At 63.4% G+C, this 16789-nt stretch carries 11 protein-coding genes; 7 read left to right on the forward strand and 4 right to left on the reverse strand.

Features of this window, described 5'->3' with window-relative positions; genetic code table 11:
* Window position 1: 1 nt before the first annotated feature.
* Together ATY76_RS15845 and ATY76_RS15850 are read right to left on the reverse strand one after the other, a co-directional pair.
* Complete coding sequence (locus tag ATY76_RS15845) at window positions 2-1039, reverse strand: LacI family DNA-binding transcriptional regulator (RefSeq protein WP_088675683.1); 1038 nt, start codon at window positions 1037-1039, stop codon at window positions 2-4.
* 421 nt (window positions 1040-1460) lie between these two features.
* Complete coding sequence (locus ATY76_RS15850; protein ID WP_088675684.1) at window positions 1461-2093, reverse strand: TetR/AcrR family transcriptional regulator; 633 nt, start codon at window positions 2091-2093, stop codon at window positions 1461-1463.
* A gap of 112 nt (window positions 2094-2205) precedes the next feature.
* On the opposite strand from ATY76_RS15850, the gene ATY76_RS15855 reads away from it, so the two are divergent.
* The 5 genes from ATY76_RS15855 (at window position 2206) to ATY76_RS15875 (ending at window position 10318) form a co-directional block, all read left to right on the forward strand.
* Entirely contained in the window at window positions 2206-3279 is a 1074-nt protein-coding gene (locus tag ATY76_RS15855) for an efflux RND transporter periplasmic adaptor subunit (protein ID WP_088675685.1), read from the forward strand.
* Entirely contained in the window at window positions 3276-4364 is a 1089-nt protein-coding gene (locus tag ATY76_RS15860; protein WP_088675686.1) for an efflux RND transporter periplasmic adaptor subunit, read from the forward strand. Before ATY76_RS15855 ends, ATY76_RS15860 begins: the two co-directional genes overlap by 4 nt.
* A complete protein-coding gene (locus ATY76_RS15865) occupies window positions 4361-7432 on the forward strand; it encodes an efflux RND transporter permease subunit (protein ID WP_088675687.1) in 3072 nt (1023 codons plus the stop codon). The genes ATY76_RS15860 and ATY76_RS15865 overlap by 4 nt, the downstream gene beginning before the upstream one ends.
* A gap of 129 nt (window positions 7433-7561) precedes the next feature.
* Complete coding sequence (locus ATY76_RS15870; RefSeq protein WP_088675688.1) at window positions 7562-8740, forward strand: alpha/beta fold hydrolase; 1179 nt, start codon at window positions 7562-7564, stop codon at window positions 8738-8740.
* A 126-nt stretch (window positions 8741-8866) separates the two neighbouring features.
* Complete coding sequence (locus ATY76_RS15875; RefSeq protein ID WP_088675689.1) at window positions 8867-10318, forward strand: NCS1 family nucleobase:cation symporter-1; 1452 nt, start codon at window positions 8867-8869, stop codon at window positions 10316-10318.
* Between the two features lie 98 nt (window positions 10319-10416).
* On the opposite strand, the gene ATY76_RS15880 is transcribed toward ATY76_RS15875, so the two are convergent.
* The gene (locus ATY76_RS15880; protein ID WP_088675690.1) at window positions 10417-13389 is read right to left on the reverse strand and encodes an NAD(P)-dependent oxidoreductase; all 2973 of its coding nucleotides are present in this window, start codon (window positions 13387-13389) and stop codon (window positions 10417-10419) included.
* Between the two features lie 201 nt (window positions 13390-13590).
* Entirely contained in the window at window positions 13591-15474 is a 1884-nt protein-coding gene (locus ATY76_RS15885; protein ID WP_088676070.1) for a HAMP domain-containing methyl-accepting chemotaxis protein, read from the reverse strand.
* 199 nt (window positions 15475-15673) lie between these two features.
* Here ATY76_RS15885 and ATY76_RS15890 point away from each other — a divergent pair, with 199 nt between their 5' ends.
* The gene (locus ATY76_RS15890) at window positions 15674-16384 is read left to right on the forward strand and encodes a DUF4272 domain-containing protein (protein WP_088675691.1); all 711 of its coding nucleotides are present in this window, start codon (window positions 15674-15676) and stop codon (window positions 16382-16384) included.
* The gene (locus ATY76_RS15895) at window positions 16384-16671 is read left to right on the forward strand and encodes a DUF1778 domain-containing protein (protein ID WP_245309915.1); all 288 of its coding nucleotides are present in this window, start codon (window positions 16384-16386) and stop codon (window positions 16669-16671) included. Before ATY76_RS15890 ends, ATY76_RS15895 begins: the two co-directional genes overlap by 1 nt.
* Window positions 16672-16789 lie beyond the last annotated feature (118 nt).

The raw sequence follows: 16789 nt of genomic DNA on the forward strand, positions 1-16789 counted from the left end.
TCTAGCGCGGCGGCGCGATGCTGCCCCGCAGCACCATGTGGCAGCCGAGTTCGAGGCGGTGGGCGGGGCGCTGCGGGTCGTTGGCGATCAGGCGTTGTTCGATGAGCGCGAGTGCGGCGGCGCCGAGTTTGTCGGTTGGGACGCTGACCGTCGAAAGCGGCGGGCGGCTGAATTCGCCGGGGACGATGTCGTCGAAGCCGAGGACGGAGATTGCATCAGGCACGCGGATATCGCGGTCGGCGAGCGCCTTGAGGCAGCCGAGCGCCAGATTGTCGGCGGCGCAGAAGACAGCGGTGGCGCCTTTCAGCGTCGGGTCGCGGTCGAGCAGCGCGTTGATGGCGGCCTCGCCATGTCTCGGCTCATATCCCTCGGCCGCGATGATCATGTCTTTGGGCACGGGAAGCCGGGCGGCGAGATAGGCATCGGAGAAACCGTCATATCGCCGCTGGATCGTCGTGCGGCCCTTCCAGGTCAGGTGCAGGATGCGGCGATGACCGAGCGCCAGCAGGTGCTCGATGCCGAGGCGTGCGCCGAAACGGTTTTCGGGCGTCACCGTATCGACCAGCATGGCCGGATCCTCGCCATTGACGATGACGACGGGCATGTCTGAGGAGGCGAGGCTGCGGATGAGTTCCGGCTGATCGTCGTTCAACACCACGATGCCGTCGGCGCGCTCGGAGATCGCGATCTGGCGGACCTCGGCGCCGTCGATGCGCCGGCCGGTGCTGACGTAAGGCACGATGCGGATGCCGCGGCGCTCGCATTCCCGGCGCAGGCCGTTGAGGATCGTCCAGCTCACCAGGTTGAGGTCGCTCTCCGGCGCGGCGTCGTCGGGAATGGCGAGAAGCAGCACGCGCAGTGCCGCGATCGTCGCCTTCTTGCGGCGGCGGTCGAGGTAGCCGAGCCGTTTGGCCGAATCGAGAACCCTTTCGCGCACCTCGATCGTCAGCGGTGCGGTTCCGTTCAGCGCGTGCGAAGCCGTGCTCAGCGACACATCCGCATCGCGCGCGACATCCTTGAGATTGACTTTGCGTTCCACTTTAATCCGTCACGAGTTGAGGCCGTGCCTTCGAAGGTTCAGCTAACTCGATGTTTTCACATAAAGACTTCAGAAAATCCATGTGCGGTCGCGGTATTTTTCGTCATTCCGCCGAAACAGCGCCCTGCCGAGCGGCAAGCGGCGAAAAACACCATCGGATTTCCATGGCAGAGCCCGCATCGGCTCTGCCAAAATGATCGGCAAAATTTCTGAAAAATCGGGTCCTTAAAAACCTCTTCGTCACTGAATCCATATGAATTCAATATGTTAAGAGTGACAAAGGGGTTTTTAAGAGAGGTCAACATTTTAAAAAATGGATGGCGCGGCCGATGTTTGCGCATTTTTAAAAATGTTGGGCCTCCTTAAAAACGTCCTTCCAAACCTCCATGGCGGAAAATCGGCCGTGCGAAGCCTTCTGTGATCAGTGAGGTTTGGCGAGCAGGCCATTGATCAGCAAGTCGAAATAGGCCTTGAGGAAGGCCTCCTTGTTGGGCGGAGGCTCGCGGCGATCGTCGAATATCAGCCGCAGGACCGTCCTCGTCAGGATGGGTGCGACGACGAGGTCGGAGAATTCCACCGGAATTTTCCGAAACTCTCCCGACTCGACGCCTTCCAGAATGAGTGCGTCGATCTTGGCGATGATCGGCGCGATGAACTCGTCATGGTGGCGATCGATCAGGTCGGGGAAACGCTGTCCCTCGGCAATGACGAGACGAATCAGTTCGCGGGTCGTGCGATCCTCGGCGATCTGTTCATAGAGCAGGCTCAGAAGGGAAGGCAGCCTGTCGGCGGCCTTGCCGCTCAGCCCACCGGCCACCTCCAGCAGTTCGTGGAACGGCACGGAGAAGTGGTTGATCATGGCTTCGAAAAGCTTTTCCTTGGTTTCGAAGTAGACGTAGACCGTGCCCTTGGTGACGCCGACCCTGTCGGCGATGTCTTCGACGCGCGTGCCCGCGAAGCCGCATCTGACGAATTCCTCGAAGGCGGCATCCAGGATCTGGATGGGGCGCAGCGCTTTCTGTTCCGCGCGTGTAAGCTTCTTCGTTGCTGCCATTTTTTCCTCGCCTCCCTGTCGTGCCGGTCCTCGTTCCCCGCGGCACAAAGTTTCATTGACTAATGCGTCAGTCAATTATATAGCAGCTGCCGTTGAGAGCAAGAGGTCAACTATGAGAACCATTCTGATCGCCACGGCGATCGTATGCGCCATCGGTCTGGGATCATGCAGCGATTCGAGCGGGCCGACAGAGCCGACCCCGCGGCAGGTCGGCGTCGTCGTGGCTAAGTCTGAGCCGCTGGCCGAGGGCGGGGCGCTGACAGGAGAAGTCCGCGCCCGCATCCAGACCGACCTGTCCTTCCGTGTCAGCGGCAAGATCATCGAACGGCTGGCCGAGGTCGGCCAGTCCGTCAAGGCGGGGCAGGTCCTGGCGCGCATCGACCCGGAAGAGCAGAGGGCCGATCTGGATGTGGCGGCCGCCAATCTTCAGTCGGCTGAAGCGCAGCAGACCCAGGCGCAGCTTGCATTCGACCGCCAGCAGAGCCTGTTTCGAACGCAGGTGACGACGCGTGCCGCCCTCGACCAGGCGCAGGAGGGGCTTCTGACTGCGCAAGCATCGACGAAGTCGGCGCAGGCGCTGCTGGAGACTGCCCAGGATACGCTGTCCTATACGGAGTTGAAGGCGGATGCCGATGGCGTGATCACCGCCCGCAACGCCGAAGTGGGGCAGGTGGCGCAGGCGGCCCAGGTGGTCTTCACCCTTGCCCATGACGGCGACCGCGACGCCGTCTTCGACGTGGTCGAAAGCGCCTTCCTGCGCCCGGTCGACGGCGACGGCACCGTGACCTTGCTGTCGGACCCCACGCAGAAGATCACGGCGAAGGTTCGCGAGATTTCGCCGACGATCGATTCCTCCACCGGCACCATCAAGGTGAAGCTCGCAATATCGAGCGACGCGCCCATTCCGCTCGGCGCTCCCGTCGTCGGGCGATTCACCTACGTCCCGCAGGACGTCATCCAGCTGCCCTGGTCGGCAATGACATCCAAGGACGGCAAGCCGGCCGTCTGGATCGTCGATCCCGCCACATCCGCGGTTTCGGTCAGGGCGGTCGAGATCGCCGGTTACGAGACCGGCAGCTTCATCGTCAAATCGGGTGTGACGACAGGAGAGGTCGTCGTGACCGACGGGACCAAGTTCCTCAGGCCCGGTGAAATCGTGTCTTATGTCAAGGAAGCTTCCAAGTGAGTATTCGTCTCAAGATAGCCGCACTGATGCTGGGCACCGCCCTGGTCTCCTCCTGCTCGCCGAAGGCAGAAGAGAGCGGGGAGGAAGCGCCCCGCCCGGTGCTGTCGATGACGGTCAAGCAGACGCCCGCTTCGAGCCTCAGCCTGACCGGCACCATCGAGCCGACGATCGAGACCGATCTCGGCTTCCGGATTCTCGGGCGGATGATCGCCCGCAACGTCAATGTCGGCGATATCGTCAAGAAGGGTGACGTGGTCGCCGCCATCGATCCCGTGGCGCTGGAGCTTGCCGTGCGCAACGCGCAGTCCGACGTGGAAAACAGCGACGCCCAGCTCAGAAACGCGGTGACCACGGAGCAGCGTCAGCGGGCGCTGGTGGAGTCGCGTTCGGGCACCGAGGCCTCGCTTGAAGAGGCCGAGCAGGCCAAACGCACGGCTGCCGCCGCCGTCGCCAAGGCGCAGGCCAATCTCGACAAGGCCAGGGAGCAGCTCGGCTACGCCCAGCTTCGGGCGGAATTCGACGGCGTGGTGACAGCGACCTCGGCCGAGGTCGGGCAGGTCGTATCGGCAGGCCAGACGGTGGTGACCATCGCGCGGCCGGACAAGCGCGATGCCGTGGTCGACATTCCACAGGCCGCTGCCCAGAAGCTGAAGATCGGCGCGCCCTTCGAAGTGACGCTGCAGCTCGATCCGACGATCCGCACATCTGGCGTCGTGCGTGAGATCGCCCCCGAGGCCGAGACGGCCACCCGCACGAGCCGGACCAAGATCGCGCTGAGCGATCCGCCCGAAGCCTTCAGGCTCGGCGCCGTCATCACGGCCGCGGCAACCATCGCCGCCGATCCCGAGATCCTGCTGCCGTCCTCGGCAATCCTCGCCGGCACCGACGAGACGAGCGTCTGGATCGTCGACGTGCACGGCAAGAAAGTCTCGTTCCGCCGCGTGAAGATCGACGGCGACGCCGTCGACGGCGGCACTGTCCGCGTCACCGAAGGGCTTGCCCCCGGAGACAGGGTGGTCGTGGCCGGCGTGCATAAACTTCAGGATGGCCAGGCCATCAGGATCGACCAGGAGATCAGCCAGTGAAGTCCTTCAATCTTTCCGACTGGGCGCTCGAACACCGTTCGCTCGTCTGGTACTTCATGATCGTCTTCATTCTCGCAGGCGCCTTCTCCTACCTGAATCTCGGCCGCGAGGAAGACCCGAACTTCACGATCAAGACGATGGTGATCACCGCCCAGTGGCCCGGCGCTTCTGCTGAGGAAGTGACGCGGCAGGTGACCGACCGCATCGAGAAGAAGCTCCAGGAGCTGGAATCTCTCGACTACACCAAGAGCCAGACCGTTGCCGGCCAGACGACCGTCTTCGTCGAACTGCTGCCGACGACCAAAGCAAAAGATGTCGCGCCGACCTGGCTGCGCATCCGCAACATGATCGCCGACATCAAGGGCGATTTCCCGAGCGGCGTCGTCGGTCCCTTCTACAACGATCGCTTCGGCGACGTGTTCGGCAACATCTATGCCTTCACCAGCGACGGGCTGACCCAGCGCCAGCTTCGCGATCTCGTCGAAAACGCCCGCTCCGAAGTTCTGACCGTGCCCGATGTCGGCAAGGTCGACGTGATCGGCGCCCAGGACGAGGCGATCTATCTCGAATTTTCCACGCGCCAGATCGCGGCGCTCGGCATCGACCAGCAGTCTGTCATCCAGACCCTGCAGGCCCAGAATGCCGTGACGCAGTCCGGCTTCGTCGATGCCGGGCCGGAACGCATCGCGCTGCGGGTAAGCGGGCAGTTCACCTCCGAGGAAAGCCTGCGGTCGATCAACCTTCGCATCAACGACCGCTTCTTCCCGCTGACCGACGTCGCCACCATCAAGCGCGGCTATGTCGATCCGCCCTCGGCGCTGTTCCGCTTCGATGGCCAGCCGGCGATCGGGCTTGCGATCGGCATGAAGCAGGGCGCCAACCTGCTGCACTTCGGCGAAGCGCTCGACGCGCAGATGAAACGCGTTGTCGCCGATCTTCCGATCGGTGTGGATGTCCACCGCGTATCCGACCAGCCGCATGTCGTCGACGAGGCCGTCTCGGGCTTTACTCGCGCGCTCTTCGAAGCGATCGTCATCGTGCTCGTCATCAGCTTCATCAGCCTCGGCCTTCGCGCCGGCATGGTGGTGGCGATCTCCATTCCTCTCGTGCTCGCCATCACCTTCGTGGTGATGGAATATTCCGGCATCTCGCTGCAGCGCATTTCGCTCGGCGCGCTGATCATCGCGCTCGGGCTGCTCGTCGACGACGCCATGATCGCCGTCGAGATGATGGTCGCGCGCCTGGAGGCGGGCGACGATCTGAAGAAGGCCGCGACATATGTCTACACGTCGACGGCCTTCCCGATGCTGACGGGAACGCTCGTCACCGTCGCGGGCTTCATTCCCGTTGGTCTCAACAGCAGCGCGGCCGGCGAATTCACCTTCACGCTTTTCGTGGTCATCGCGGTGTCGCTTCTCGTGTCCTGGATCGTGGCGGTGCTGTTCACGCCGCTTCTCGGCGTCACCATCCTGCCGAAGATCATGAAGTCGCATCACGAGAAGAAGGGGCGCTTCGCCTCCATCTTCTCCTGGCTTCTGGGGCTGGCGATGCGCTGGCGCTGGATCACCATCGTTCTGACCGTCGGCGTCTTCGGCCTTTCGGTCGGCGGCATGGGGCTGGTGCAGCAGCAGTTCTTCCCCAATTCGGACAGAACCGAGCTCATCATCGATTGGAACCTGCCGCACAACAGTTCGATCGCCGAGACCAACAGGCAGATGGCCAAGTTCGAAAGGGAGATGCTGGCCGGCAACAAGGATATCGATCACTGGACGACCTATGTCGGCCAGGGCGCGCCGCGCTTCATCCTTTCCTTCGACGTGCAGACGCCCGATGTCTCGTTCGGACAGACGGTGATCGTCACCAAGGGGCTGGAGGTGCGCGACAAGGTGCGGGCGGACCTGCAGACCTATCTGACGAAGACCTTCCCCGGCACCGACGCCTTCGTGAAGCTTCTCGATATCGGTCCGCCGGTGGGCAAGCCGGTCCAGTACCGGATCAGCGGCCCCGACATCCAGAAGGTGCGCGACATCTCCCAGCAGTTTGCCGGCATCGTCGGCGCGCATCCGCTGCTGTCGAACATGGTGCTGGACTGGAACGAGCCCTCGCGCGTGGTCAAGGTCGATGTGCTGCAGGACAAGGCACGCCAGCTCGGCATCTCCTCGGAGGATATCGCCACCGCCCTCAACGGCATCGTCGAAGGTTCGACGGCGACACAGATCCGTGACGACATCTACCTGGTCAACGTCATCGGCCGCGCCAAGGCGTCGGAGCGCGATTCCATCCAGACGCTCGAGAATCTGCAGCTCTCCAGCTCCAGCGGCAAGGTCATGCCGCTCTCGGCTGTGGCGAATTTCCGCTACGAGCTCGAGCAGCCGACGATCTGGCGGCGCGACCGGCAGCCGACCATCACGCTGAAGGCCGCCGTCATCGGCTCGACGCAGCCGGCGACGATCGTCGACCAGCTAAAGCCGAAGGTCGAGGAATTCCAGAAGACCCTGCCTGTGGGATACAAGGTGGAAGTGGGCGGCGCCGTCGAATCCAGCGCCGACGCCCAGGGGCCGATCGCCGCCGTCGCTCCGCTGATGCTGTTCACGATGGCGACGATCCTGATGATCCAGCTGCAGAGCTTCAGCCGCCTTTTCCTGGTCTTCGCGGTGGCCCCGACGGCGCTGATCGGCGTGGTCACGGCGCTCTTGCTGAGCAACGCGCCGATGGGCTTCGTCGCCATCCTCGGCGTGCTGGCGCTGATCGGCATCCTGATCCGAAACTCCGTCATCCTGGTCGTGCAGATCGAGCATCTGCGCGCCGAAGGTGTCGCGCCCTGGCAGGCCGTCATCGAGGCGACCGAGCATCGCATGCGGCCGATCATGCTGACGGCGGCGGCGGCAACCCTCGCGCTGATCCCGATCTCGCGTGAGATCTTCTGGGGGCCGATGGCCTACGCCATGATGGGCGGCATCGTCGTCGGAACCGCGCTCACCCTGCTGTTCCTGCCGGCGCTCTACGTCGCATGGTTCAGGATTCCGAGGGATGAAGGCGTTCGGGCCGAGGCCACGGCAGAGGCGTGAGGACAGCCTTCGGCGGCCATCGCCTACGGCCGCCGCGGCGGCCGCTGCAACACGGGCCGCGACGAAATGGGTGGGATGGCGCAGGCGATGCCATCCCACAGCACGCGTATTATTGAGGGAAAAAGACTGATGGCTGAACGATATTCCCGAGGCCTGCCGAAGGCTGCTGCCCGGCGCCTGCCAAAGCCGGCCACTGCAATCCTCGTCTTGGTCGGCCTGGCGATGCTTGCCGGCTGCACCACGAGGCCGTCGCCCGAGGTCTTGACGCCCGTCCGTCTGAGCGAGGCGGTCCATTCCGAAGCGAGCCCGGATAGGGTGAGCGTGCTCGCTGCGACCAACAGAACCCCCGATAGCGTGCGGGGCGGCTTCGGCAGTGCGTGGGCCGAGAAGCTCACCTACGAGCAATATACGTTTTCGGTCCCTCCCGGCAGGAAGGATACAGCCATCACCTATCCCACGGCAAAGCCCGATCCGGAGCGGCAATTTGCCGTCGTCGAACGCAAGCAGCTGCCGAAGGACGCTTTCGTGCAGCAGGCGCTCGCCTCGGTCCAGCCCGACGGCACTGTCGGCATTTTCGTCCACGGCTATAATTACAGCTATCAGGAGGCGCTTTATCGCACCGCCCAGATCGCCGCCGACGCCAAAATTCCCGGCGCGCCGATCCTGTTCTCCTGGCCTTCGGCCGCTTCCGTCGCCGGATATGTCGCCGACCGCGATGCCGCGCTCTCCTCACGCAGCGAGCTCGATGGCCTCGTCACGTCGCTCTCGGCATCGGGCAGGGTGAAGCGCATCATCCTCTTCGGGCACAGCATGGGCGGGTTCCTGGTGATGGAAACGGTGCGGGAACTCAAGCTGCAGCATCGCGACGCCGTCATCGGCAAGCTGACGGTGGTGCTCGCCGCCCCCGATATCGATGTGGATGTCTTCCGGTCTCAGCTGAAGGATATCGGGCCAATGCCGATGCCGATCTCGCTCCTGGTTTCCAAGGACGACCGGGCGCTGGTGGCCTCCAGTTTCATCGCCGGAGAGCGGCCGCGCGTCGGGCGGCTCGATATCGACGATCCCGTCATCGAGGAGGCTGCCCTGAAGGCGAGGCTCCGGGTCATCGACATCACGTCGATCAAGACATCCGACGGGCTGGGTCACGACCGCTATGCATCGCTCGCCAAGTTCGGCGCCCAGCTTGCCTCCTTCGAAAGCGGCAGGCGCTCGAGCGCCGGCGATGTCGGCGCCTTCGTCTTCGATGCCGCCGGCGCTGCGGTCGCAAGCCCGTTTCGCCTGGCCGGGCGTGTCGTTCGCTCGCAATAGGCGGAGTCTGTACAGCCGGGCATTCAAGATTGTGTACAATATGACTATTAAATTGTCATATGCCTAAATGAAGAGCACACTTCCATCCGTGGCCGAGTCGGCCACTGGGAATATGGGAGGGCATTCATGAGCATACGAAATCCGTCTCCCTCGTTATATAACGAGGATCTTGCACCCGCCGAAGAACGCAAATGGGGTGCATTCAGCATCTTCAACGTCTGGACGTCGGACGTTCACAGCCTATGGGGCTATTATCTGGCGGCGAGCCTGTTCCTGCTCTGCGGCAGCTTCGTGAATTTCGTCATCGCCATCGGCATCGGCTCCCTCGTCATCTTCGTCCTGATGAGCCTGGTCGGCAATGCCGGCGTGCGCACGGGCGTCCCCTTTCCGGTGCTGGCACGCGCCTCCTTCGGCACCTTCGGCGCCAACGTTCCGGCCCTGGTCCGGGCCGTGGTCGCCTGCTTCTGGTACGGCGCGCAGACCGCCGCCGCATCCGGCGCCATCGTCGCCCTGCTGATCCGCAACGAGAGCCTGCTCGCCTTTCACCAGAACAGCCACATGCTCGGCCATTCGACGCTGGAGCTGATCTGCTACGTCATCGTCTGGGCGCTGCAGCTGCTGATCATCCAGCGCGGCATGGAAACGGTCCGCAAGTTCCAGGATTGGGCGGGGCCGGCCGTCTGGATCATGATGCTGATCCTCGCAGTCTACCTGGTCGTTAAATCAGGCACTTTCTCTTTCGGTTCGGAAATCCCGCGTGACGTCCTGATCGAAAAAACCAAGGATGCCGGCGTACCGGGCGAACCCGGCTCGATCGCAGCGCTTGCCGCCGTTGCCGCCACCTGGATCACCTATTTCGCCGCGCTCTACCTGAACTTCTGCGATTTCTCTCGTTACGCGACGAGCGAAAAGGCGCTGCGCAAGGGCAATCTCTGGGGCCTGCCGATCAACCTCCTGGCCTTCTGCCTCGTTGCAGGTGTCACGACCACGGCTGCCTTCACCGTTTACGGCGAGGTGCTGCTGCATCCGGAAATGATCTCGGCGAAATTCGATAGCTGGTTCCTGGCGCTGCTCGCTGCGCTGACATTCGCGGTCGCAACGCTCGGCATCAACGTCGTGGCGAACTTCGTCTCGCCCGCCTTCGACTTCGCCAACGTCTTCCCGCGCCAGATCAACTTCAAACGCGGCGGATATATCGCCGCGCTGATCGCTCTCGTGCTCTATCCGTTTGCGCCCTGGGAAACGGGTGCGGCGCATTTCGTCAACTTCATCGGTTCGACGATGGGGCCGATCTTCGGCATCATGATGGTGGACTATTACCTCATCAGGAAGAGCCAGCTGAACGTCGAGGCGCTCTATCACGAGAATGGCGAGTTCCGCTTCCAGAACGGATGGCACGGCAATGCCTTCATCGCATTCGCGGTGGGCGCGCTCTTCTCCTCGATCCTGCCGACCTTCACCTCGATCCTGCCGGACTGGTGGGGCACCTACGGCTGGTTCTTCGGCGTCGCCATCGGCGGAGCGATCTATTTCGTGCTGAGAATGGGAGCCCGGCGCAATCCGGCCTTCGCGTCCTGACAAACGAAAAGCGTCCGGCATGACCGGCGACTGCCCCTCCCCACTTGTAACCTTGGTGGGGAGGGGTCTTGGGCTCGGTCCGAGCCCGTCGAAGGGTCTTACCCCTGTGCCGGCCCGTAGAGGCCGAGCTGGTCGAGAAGCGCGCGCTGCCGGTCGGCATTTTCGACCAGCAGGCTGGTATAACGCTCGACGATCCGCTCGCGGTGATCCTGGTCGGAAACGGCCGAGAGCGCACCGGTGATCGCGGCGATCTTTTCTGAAGCCTGGCGCAGTTCTTCCAGAAGCTCCGATTTGCGGCCGGCCTCCGCGACAACCTGCTTCGTCACCTTGCCGATGCCGGCCGGCGTGCGGCTGCCGCCGGAGACGTAGCCTTCCGGCAGGTCGCCCTTGAGATTGACGACCGACTTGAAGCGGATGACGTCGAAGATCTGGTCGACCGCCTGCCTGGCGCCGGTCACCCGCGAGGGGTGGTCGGTGTCGGCTGCGGCATGTGGCAAGAGTTCCAGTTTGCCCTTGTGGCGTTCTTCGAGCTGCAGGTAAGGCAGCATCGGCCCGCTGAGCGCACCGGTCGCGGCATCCCTGAAGAGATCGGCGTCGATCGCGGCATGGGCGATCTTGCCGGAGGCAAGCGCTGCGTCGAGCGCGTCGGCGGCGACGACTTCGCCGCGGTCGTAATTGACCAGCACCGCGCCGTCCTTCATGGCGCCGAGCACCTTCGCATCGACGGTGCCGGCATTGGAATAGGTGCCGGTGGCGGCATCCAGGCGGCCGAGGCCGATATGGACGGAGAGAACGTCGGCGCCGCTTGCCGCTTCGACCGGGCTGGCGGCATAGTCGAAGCCTTCAGCTTCGATCCAGCGCTTGTGATGCTCGCGGGCATAGATCGCCACCTTCATGCCGAAGGCCTTGGCGAGCTTGGCGACTTCACGGCCGATATTGCCGTAGCCGAGAACGGCAAGCTTGCGGCCCTCGAGTTTCGCCGTCGGGAAATCCTTGAGCTGACGGCCGGTATCGAAATCGCCGCCGGCGACCATCCGGTGCAGCCGGTCGACCGGCAGGTCGGGCACGACCTTCAGGATCGCCTTCACGGCCATCTGGGCGGTCGCGCGGCTGTTGATGCCGGGCGTGTTCATCAGCGCGGCACTGCCGCCCTCGCCATTGCCGCCGCCCCAGGAGGCCGACCCCATATTGCCGGTGCCGGCGCCGATGCGCACGCCGCCGAGCGGGAAGACCGAGGCCTTCGGGATGAAGGTCGCCGCCGCAATCAGCGCGTCATACTGGCCCTTGTCGGTTTGCGGCAGGATCTCCGCCTCGGTGCTGAGGTTCGGCTGATAGAAGAAATGGATGCGGCCCTTTTCGAGGCTGGCGCGATCACCGAGTGGGCCGAGATGGAAGCTGCCGCCTTTCTCCTCGATATAGGCCTTGACCTCGCTATAGTCGGGCTCGCCGTCGGCGCCGAAGCGCAGGCCCACCAGATCGGCGATCAGCACCGTATAGGCGCGGTTCGGATCGTCCTTGCGCACAGCGCCATCGGCCTTGGCGGGCGCCTCGAAGGTGACGCCCTGTTTTGCGAGCTCCTCTTCGAGCACGACGATCTTGGCGCGGAGATAGGCATATTGCAGGTTTTCCAGCAGGGCGACGACATCGTCGGGCTCGCGGATGCCGCCGACCCAGGCGCGGTAATCGCCGGGGGTGCCGGGGAAGGCGTTGACGTAGCGGGCCGCATCGAGGCCGGGCTCATATTCGCCGTTCGGATGGGTGATGCCCTCATAACCGAGCAACTGCTTGGAACGGGCGATGATCCGGGCGTGGATGCCGGCATCGGTGATGTCGTCTTCGACCTTCAGCAGCGTCACGGCCGCACCGCGGCGCTCGGCATCGGTGACGGTCAGCGACAGCAGCGGGTGCGACTTGACCCATTCGTCGATCACCGCGCGGTTGGCGGCCGAGCGGCGGTTGAGCTCGACGATGGTGCCGACCCGGGCTTCCGACTGCAGCAGGCCGAAGGTGGTCTCGGCAAAGGCGAGCGCGCTGTAGGTGTTGATGACGCCGCCGAGCATGCGGTCTTCGCCGGCATCGTAGAACGGACCGGCATCGACCGAGCGCTTGGCCGAAAACGGCTGCCGCGGATCGATCGGCGGGGCGATCTTCAGCTGGCGCGGGATCGCCCAGGCCGGATCCTGCTGGTTCTTCTCGATCAGCGCCAAGGCATGCGGCGTGAAGGAGGCGACGAAATAGCCTGAAATGCCGCCGATCGCCTTCTGGAACGGCATGAACAGGCAGCACTTCGCCATCACGGCGCTGACCAGTTCAGGTTCCCACGGCATGGCGCCGAGCATCGAGGTGGCGTCGAACACGGCATGGCGGTTTGCCGGATCGCCGTCGAGCCAGTTCAGGAGTTCGTGGATCTCGGCGCTGGTATAGGCATTGGCCCCCGTCGTCTCGTGGCCGACGCCGACGAAGATCGACACGCCAAGGCTGGACAGTTCGGCCGCCGTCGGAATCACGCCCTCGGAGGCGGCGAAATGGATGCGGCTCTCGCAGCCCTTTTCGGCGAAGCGTTGCATCTCGATCAGCTGGGTCGCCCAGGACTGGCGGAAGAAGCCGGCGGCCTTGGACGGATCGCTCTCCGGCCGCGGCGTATCGACATAGAGGCGCTGGCCGGCGTCATTGGCATTCATCAGGTGCTGGATGCAGACGGTGAAACCGCTATGGCCGCCGCCGAGCCCCACCGCCATGCGGTTCTCCTTCGGGAAGCCGAAATAGCGATGGATCGCCCGCATCATGTCGGTCAGGATCTTATCGGCCGGATAGCCGCGATGCATGCTGCGGGAAATCTCGGCCGTGGTGAAGCCGCCGATATCGTTGCCCCGGTCGTCGAACTTGCGATAGGTCTTCTCGATCCAGGCGTCGAAGGCGATGCGCCGCAGGCGGCTATCCACTTCGTCGGTCGTCGCATCGGTGATCGGCCCGACGCCGAAGAACGGATTGGACGGCAGTTTCGGCGCACCCGACGCGGTCTGTCGAAGGGCGTTCAATCGCTGTTCCTGCATCTGCGCGATATCTGTCATAGCCTGCCTGTCTGTTTGCGGAGCTGAAATCGCTTTTATGGTGAAGCGACTGCTCCGGCGAGACAACCTCATATGCGCCGAACGACAGGCGAAACGCGCCATCGGTGTTCGTGATGGCGCGATTGGCAACGGCCGGACGCGTCCTATCGTCCGGCAGAATGTGCGACGAGCTTGTCCCGGGGGGGCCGGGGGAGGTGTCCCTTAGCCGCGTGCGGCAACCGCATGGATGGCGGCGCGAGCCGCAGGCTGCGTCATCGATCGCGCCGTCGCGCGAAGCGCCGTCGATTGGCCGGAAGCCGCATCGTCGAGGCGGAACTGGCTGACGAGTTCGCGAAGCTTCTGGGCTTCCTGGGCCAGCGAGTCCGATGCCGCCGTCGATTGCTGCACCATGTGCGCGTTCTGCTGGGTGGTCTGGTCCATCCGGTTGACCGCGCCGTTGACTTCGCTGAGGCCGATCGACTGTTCCTTCGCCGAGGTTGCGATCGAATCCATGTGCTGATTGATCTCGGTGATGAAGCCGCCGATGGTCTTCAGCGCCTGGCCGGTATCGCGCACCAGCTTGACGCCGCCTTCCACTTCTTTCGAAGAATTCTGGATCAGGCTCTTGATTTCCTTGGCAGCGCTTGCCGAGCGCTGGGCAAGTTCGCGCACTTCCTGGGCGACCACCGCAAAGCCCTTGCCCGCCTCGCCGGCCCTGGCCGCTTCCACGCCGGCATTGAGCGCGAGAAGGTTGGTCTGGAACGCGATCTCATCGATGACGCTGATGATGTTGGAAATCTGCTGCGACGAGGTCTCGATGCGCTCCATCGCCTCTTCGGCGTGCGAAACGACGTCCACGGAGCTGACCGCGCTGCGGTTTGCCTCGGTGGCGACCTTGCGCGTCTCCTCGGTCCGTTTGGTGGAGTTGGATACGTTGGCGGTGATCTCTTCCAGAGCGGCCGCCGTTTCCTCCAGCGAAGCGGCCTGCTGCTCGGTGCGTTTGGAAAGATCGCTCGCACCCGAGGAGATTTCCCGCGTGCCCTCGTCGATCGTGCCGATGCTGTCGGAAATCGCTCTCAGCGTCGCGCCGAGCTGGGTGACGGACTGGTTGAAGTCATGGCGCAATGCCTCGAAATCGGGGGCGAAGGCCTCGTTGAGCTGGAAGGCGAGGTCGCCCGCGGCGAGCCGCTTCAAGCCGCCGGCAAGGCCTGAGGTGGCGATGCGCAGCCGCTCCGAGGCTTCGGCTTCCGCTTGTGCCTGGGCGGCAAGGCGATCGGCCTCCGCCCGGTTGCGATTTTCCTCTGCTTCCATCGCCATGCGCTTGTTGGTGATCGCGGCCTGGCGGAAGATCTCCACCGCTCCCGCCATCGAGCCGATTTCGTCTGCACGGTCGGAGAAGGGAATTTCCGCGCCGGTGTCTCCCTCGGCGAGCCGCCGCATTGCCGCGGTGATGCCGGTAATCGGATTGGCGATGCCCTTCAGCACGAAGATGACGGCGCCGAGAACCAGCAGTCCGGCAAAGCCGATTGCGGCAAGCAGATAGAATTCGATCGAGGCGAAGGTCGTCTTGCTGATCTCCGCGGCCTCCCTGCTGCCCTCTATGTCAAGTGCGACAAGGGCTGTGGTCGCTTCTTTGAGCTTGTCCGAATAGGAGCGCATATCCGCGCCCAGATATTGCCCAGCTTCCTCGGTCTTGTTGGCGCGGGACAGAGCGAGCAGCTGCGAGCTGCTGGCGATGTAGCCGCCGACGCTCTCTTTTATCGATTTGATCAAATCACGCTCGTGGTCGGACGTGGCGCGCGAAAGATAGCTATCCACCGATTTGCGGACCTTGTCTTCGGCGGCTGTAATGGCCTCTTCCCGGGTTTTCTTTTCCGCCTCCGACTGCGCGATGATGTGATCGCGATAGGCGAGGCGCAAATTGGTCATATCGAGGTTGATCGCCTGCGATGCCTGCACGCTCGGCAGCCAGTGGTTTGCGATTTCTTCCGTCGAGCCGTTCGTCTTTCGGAGCCCGTCGACCGCGAGATAGGCGACGAGGCCGAAGAGAATGGCGATGCCGCTGAAAATCAGCAGCAAACTGGACTTGATGTTTGGACGGTGCATGAAAAAGCCCTCAATCGAGCGCCGGCGGCAGACCGGGCTGGCCAAGGTATTTTGTAGCGAAAAAAATTTAACGATTTGTTCCGGGGGTAAAAGCGCGTTTACCAATCTTTCCGAAAGCGGTCCTTATTTTCGGGCCCACAATCCCGCTGATACGGAAAAATGCCTATTGGTCGCGTTGCCGCGACGACAGGAGCCGGACATGATGAAGCGCATTTTCTCCACTCTTCTCGCACTGATCATTCCGGTGCAGGCCGCCGTTTCTCAACCCGCCGATGAGGCGCAGGCGCGCAAAGCCCGGTCTGTCGCCCTCCTTCAATCGGAAGGCGTTCCGACCATCGATCACCTGCCGGCGATCGAGCCCGAGCGCGCGAGTACGCGTCGAAATACCAAGGCGGTGGTTCAGCGCGCCATCGCGCTGGCGATCGTCGCCGTGAAAGGCGAGACCGGCGACCATGCGATGGGCCAGGCCCTCATCCGGCAGTTCGACGCCGGGAGTTTCTTCACTCCGGACGAGCGCGCCTTCATGGACGATCCCGATCCTTCCGATCAGGACCGGACGAATTTCGCCTGGCGTTACGAAGGCGCATACGTCATGCTGTGGGCGCTCGGCGTCGCGCCGAAGCTCGAACGTCCCGACCATATCTGCGACGTGCCGTTCATCGCGAACACTCTGCGCGAACTGGGTACGGACGGCTTGATGCGCCGCGCCAAGCTGCGCCCGCAGGCCGAACTGCTCGACGCCGCCGACCTGATCTACCGCTACGATTGGGCCGCCGTGAACGCCAGGCTGAAGGGCGAAGAGCCGCCCGCCGGACTGGACAAGGGCGTGGTCTATGAACGCCACTACGCCCTCAACTGGCTGATCGGCTACATGGATCAGGACTGGGACGATATTTCCACGGATACGTGATGGCGGGTGCCGCGATGGGAATAGATATGTCGATATTCCTGCGGCTCTTCGCAAGCGACTTCATCACATGTAATGTTCTCACATTCGATGAGGAACCCATGGCCGATACAGAGCTTATGCGGCGTGCCGCAATGGATGAGTCGCAAACGGCGATCCTGAATGAAAGCGTCATTCGCCTGCATCCCGATGATTTCGAGAGCTTCGTCGTTAGGATAGAGGCCGCCCCTTCGGAGCCGCCGCCGAAGGCGGCAGAACGCCTGCGACGCAAAGCGCCGTGGGAAAAATGATCGATGGCTCCCCAGCCGGCACTGCACCGAGACGGATGCATGTTTTACGAAATGGCATTATGATCGGCGCAACGCCTAGCCGGCGTTGGGTGCGGATGCGTGATCCGCGGGAGCGGGA

The sequence above is a fragment of the Rhizobium sp. R339 genome (assembly GCF_002211395.1).
Taxonomy (GTDB): domain Bacteria; phylum Pseudomonadota; class Alphaproteobacteria; order Rhizobiales; family Rhizobiaceae; genus Rhizobium.

Bases quoted from the DNA above. Each gene is read 5' to 3' on its own strand.
- ATY76_RS15870 (WP_088675688.1), top strand. From the start codon at position 7,562: ATGGCTGAACGATATTCCCGAGGCCTGCCGAAGGCTGCTGCCCGGCGC.
- ATY76_RS15885 (WP_088676070.1), bottom strand. From the start codon at position 15,474: ATGCACCGTCCAAACATCAAGTCCAGTTTGCTGCTGATTTTCAGCGGC.
- ATY76_RS15880 (WP_088675690.1), bottom strand. From the start codon at position 13,389: ATGACAGATATCGCGCAGATGCAGGAACAGCGATTGAACGCCCTTCGA.
- ATY76_RS15855 (WP_088675685.1), top strand. From the start codon at position 2,206: ATGAGAACCATTCTGATCGCCACGGCGATCGTATGCGCCATCGGTCTG.
- ATY76_RS15875 (WP_088675689.1), top strand. From the start codon at position 8,867: ATGAGCATACGAAATCCGTCTCCCTCGTTATATAACGAGGATCTTGCA.
- ATY76_RS15890 (WP_088675691.1), top strand. From the start codon at position 15,674: ATGATGAAGCGCATTTTCTCCACTCTTCTCGCACTGATCATTCCGGTG.
- ATY76_RS15850 (WP_088675684.1), bottom strand. From the start codon at position 2,093: ATGGCAGCAACGAAGAAGCTTACACGCGCGGAACAGAAAGCGCTGCGC.
- ATY76_RS15895 (WP_245309915.1), top strand. From the start codon at position 16,384: ATGGCGGGTGCCGCGATGGGAATAGATATGTCGATATTCCTGCGGCTC.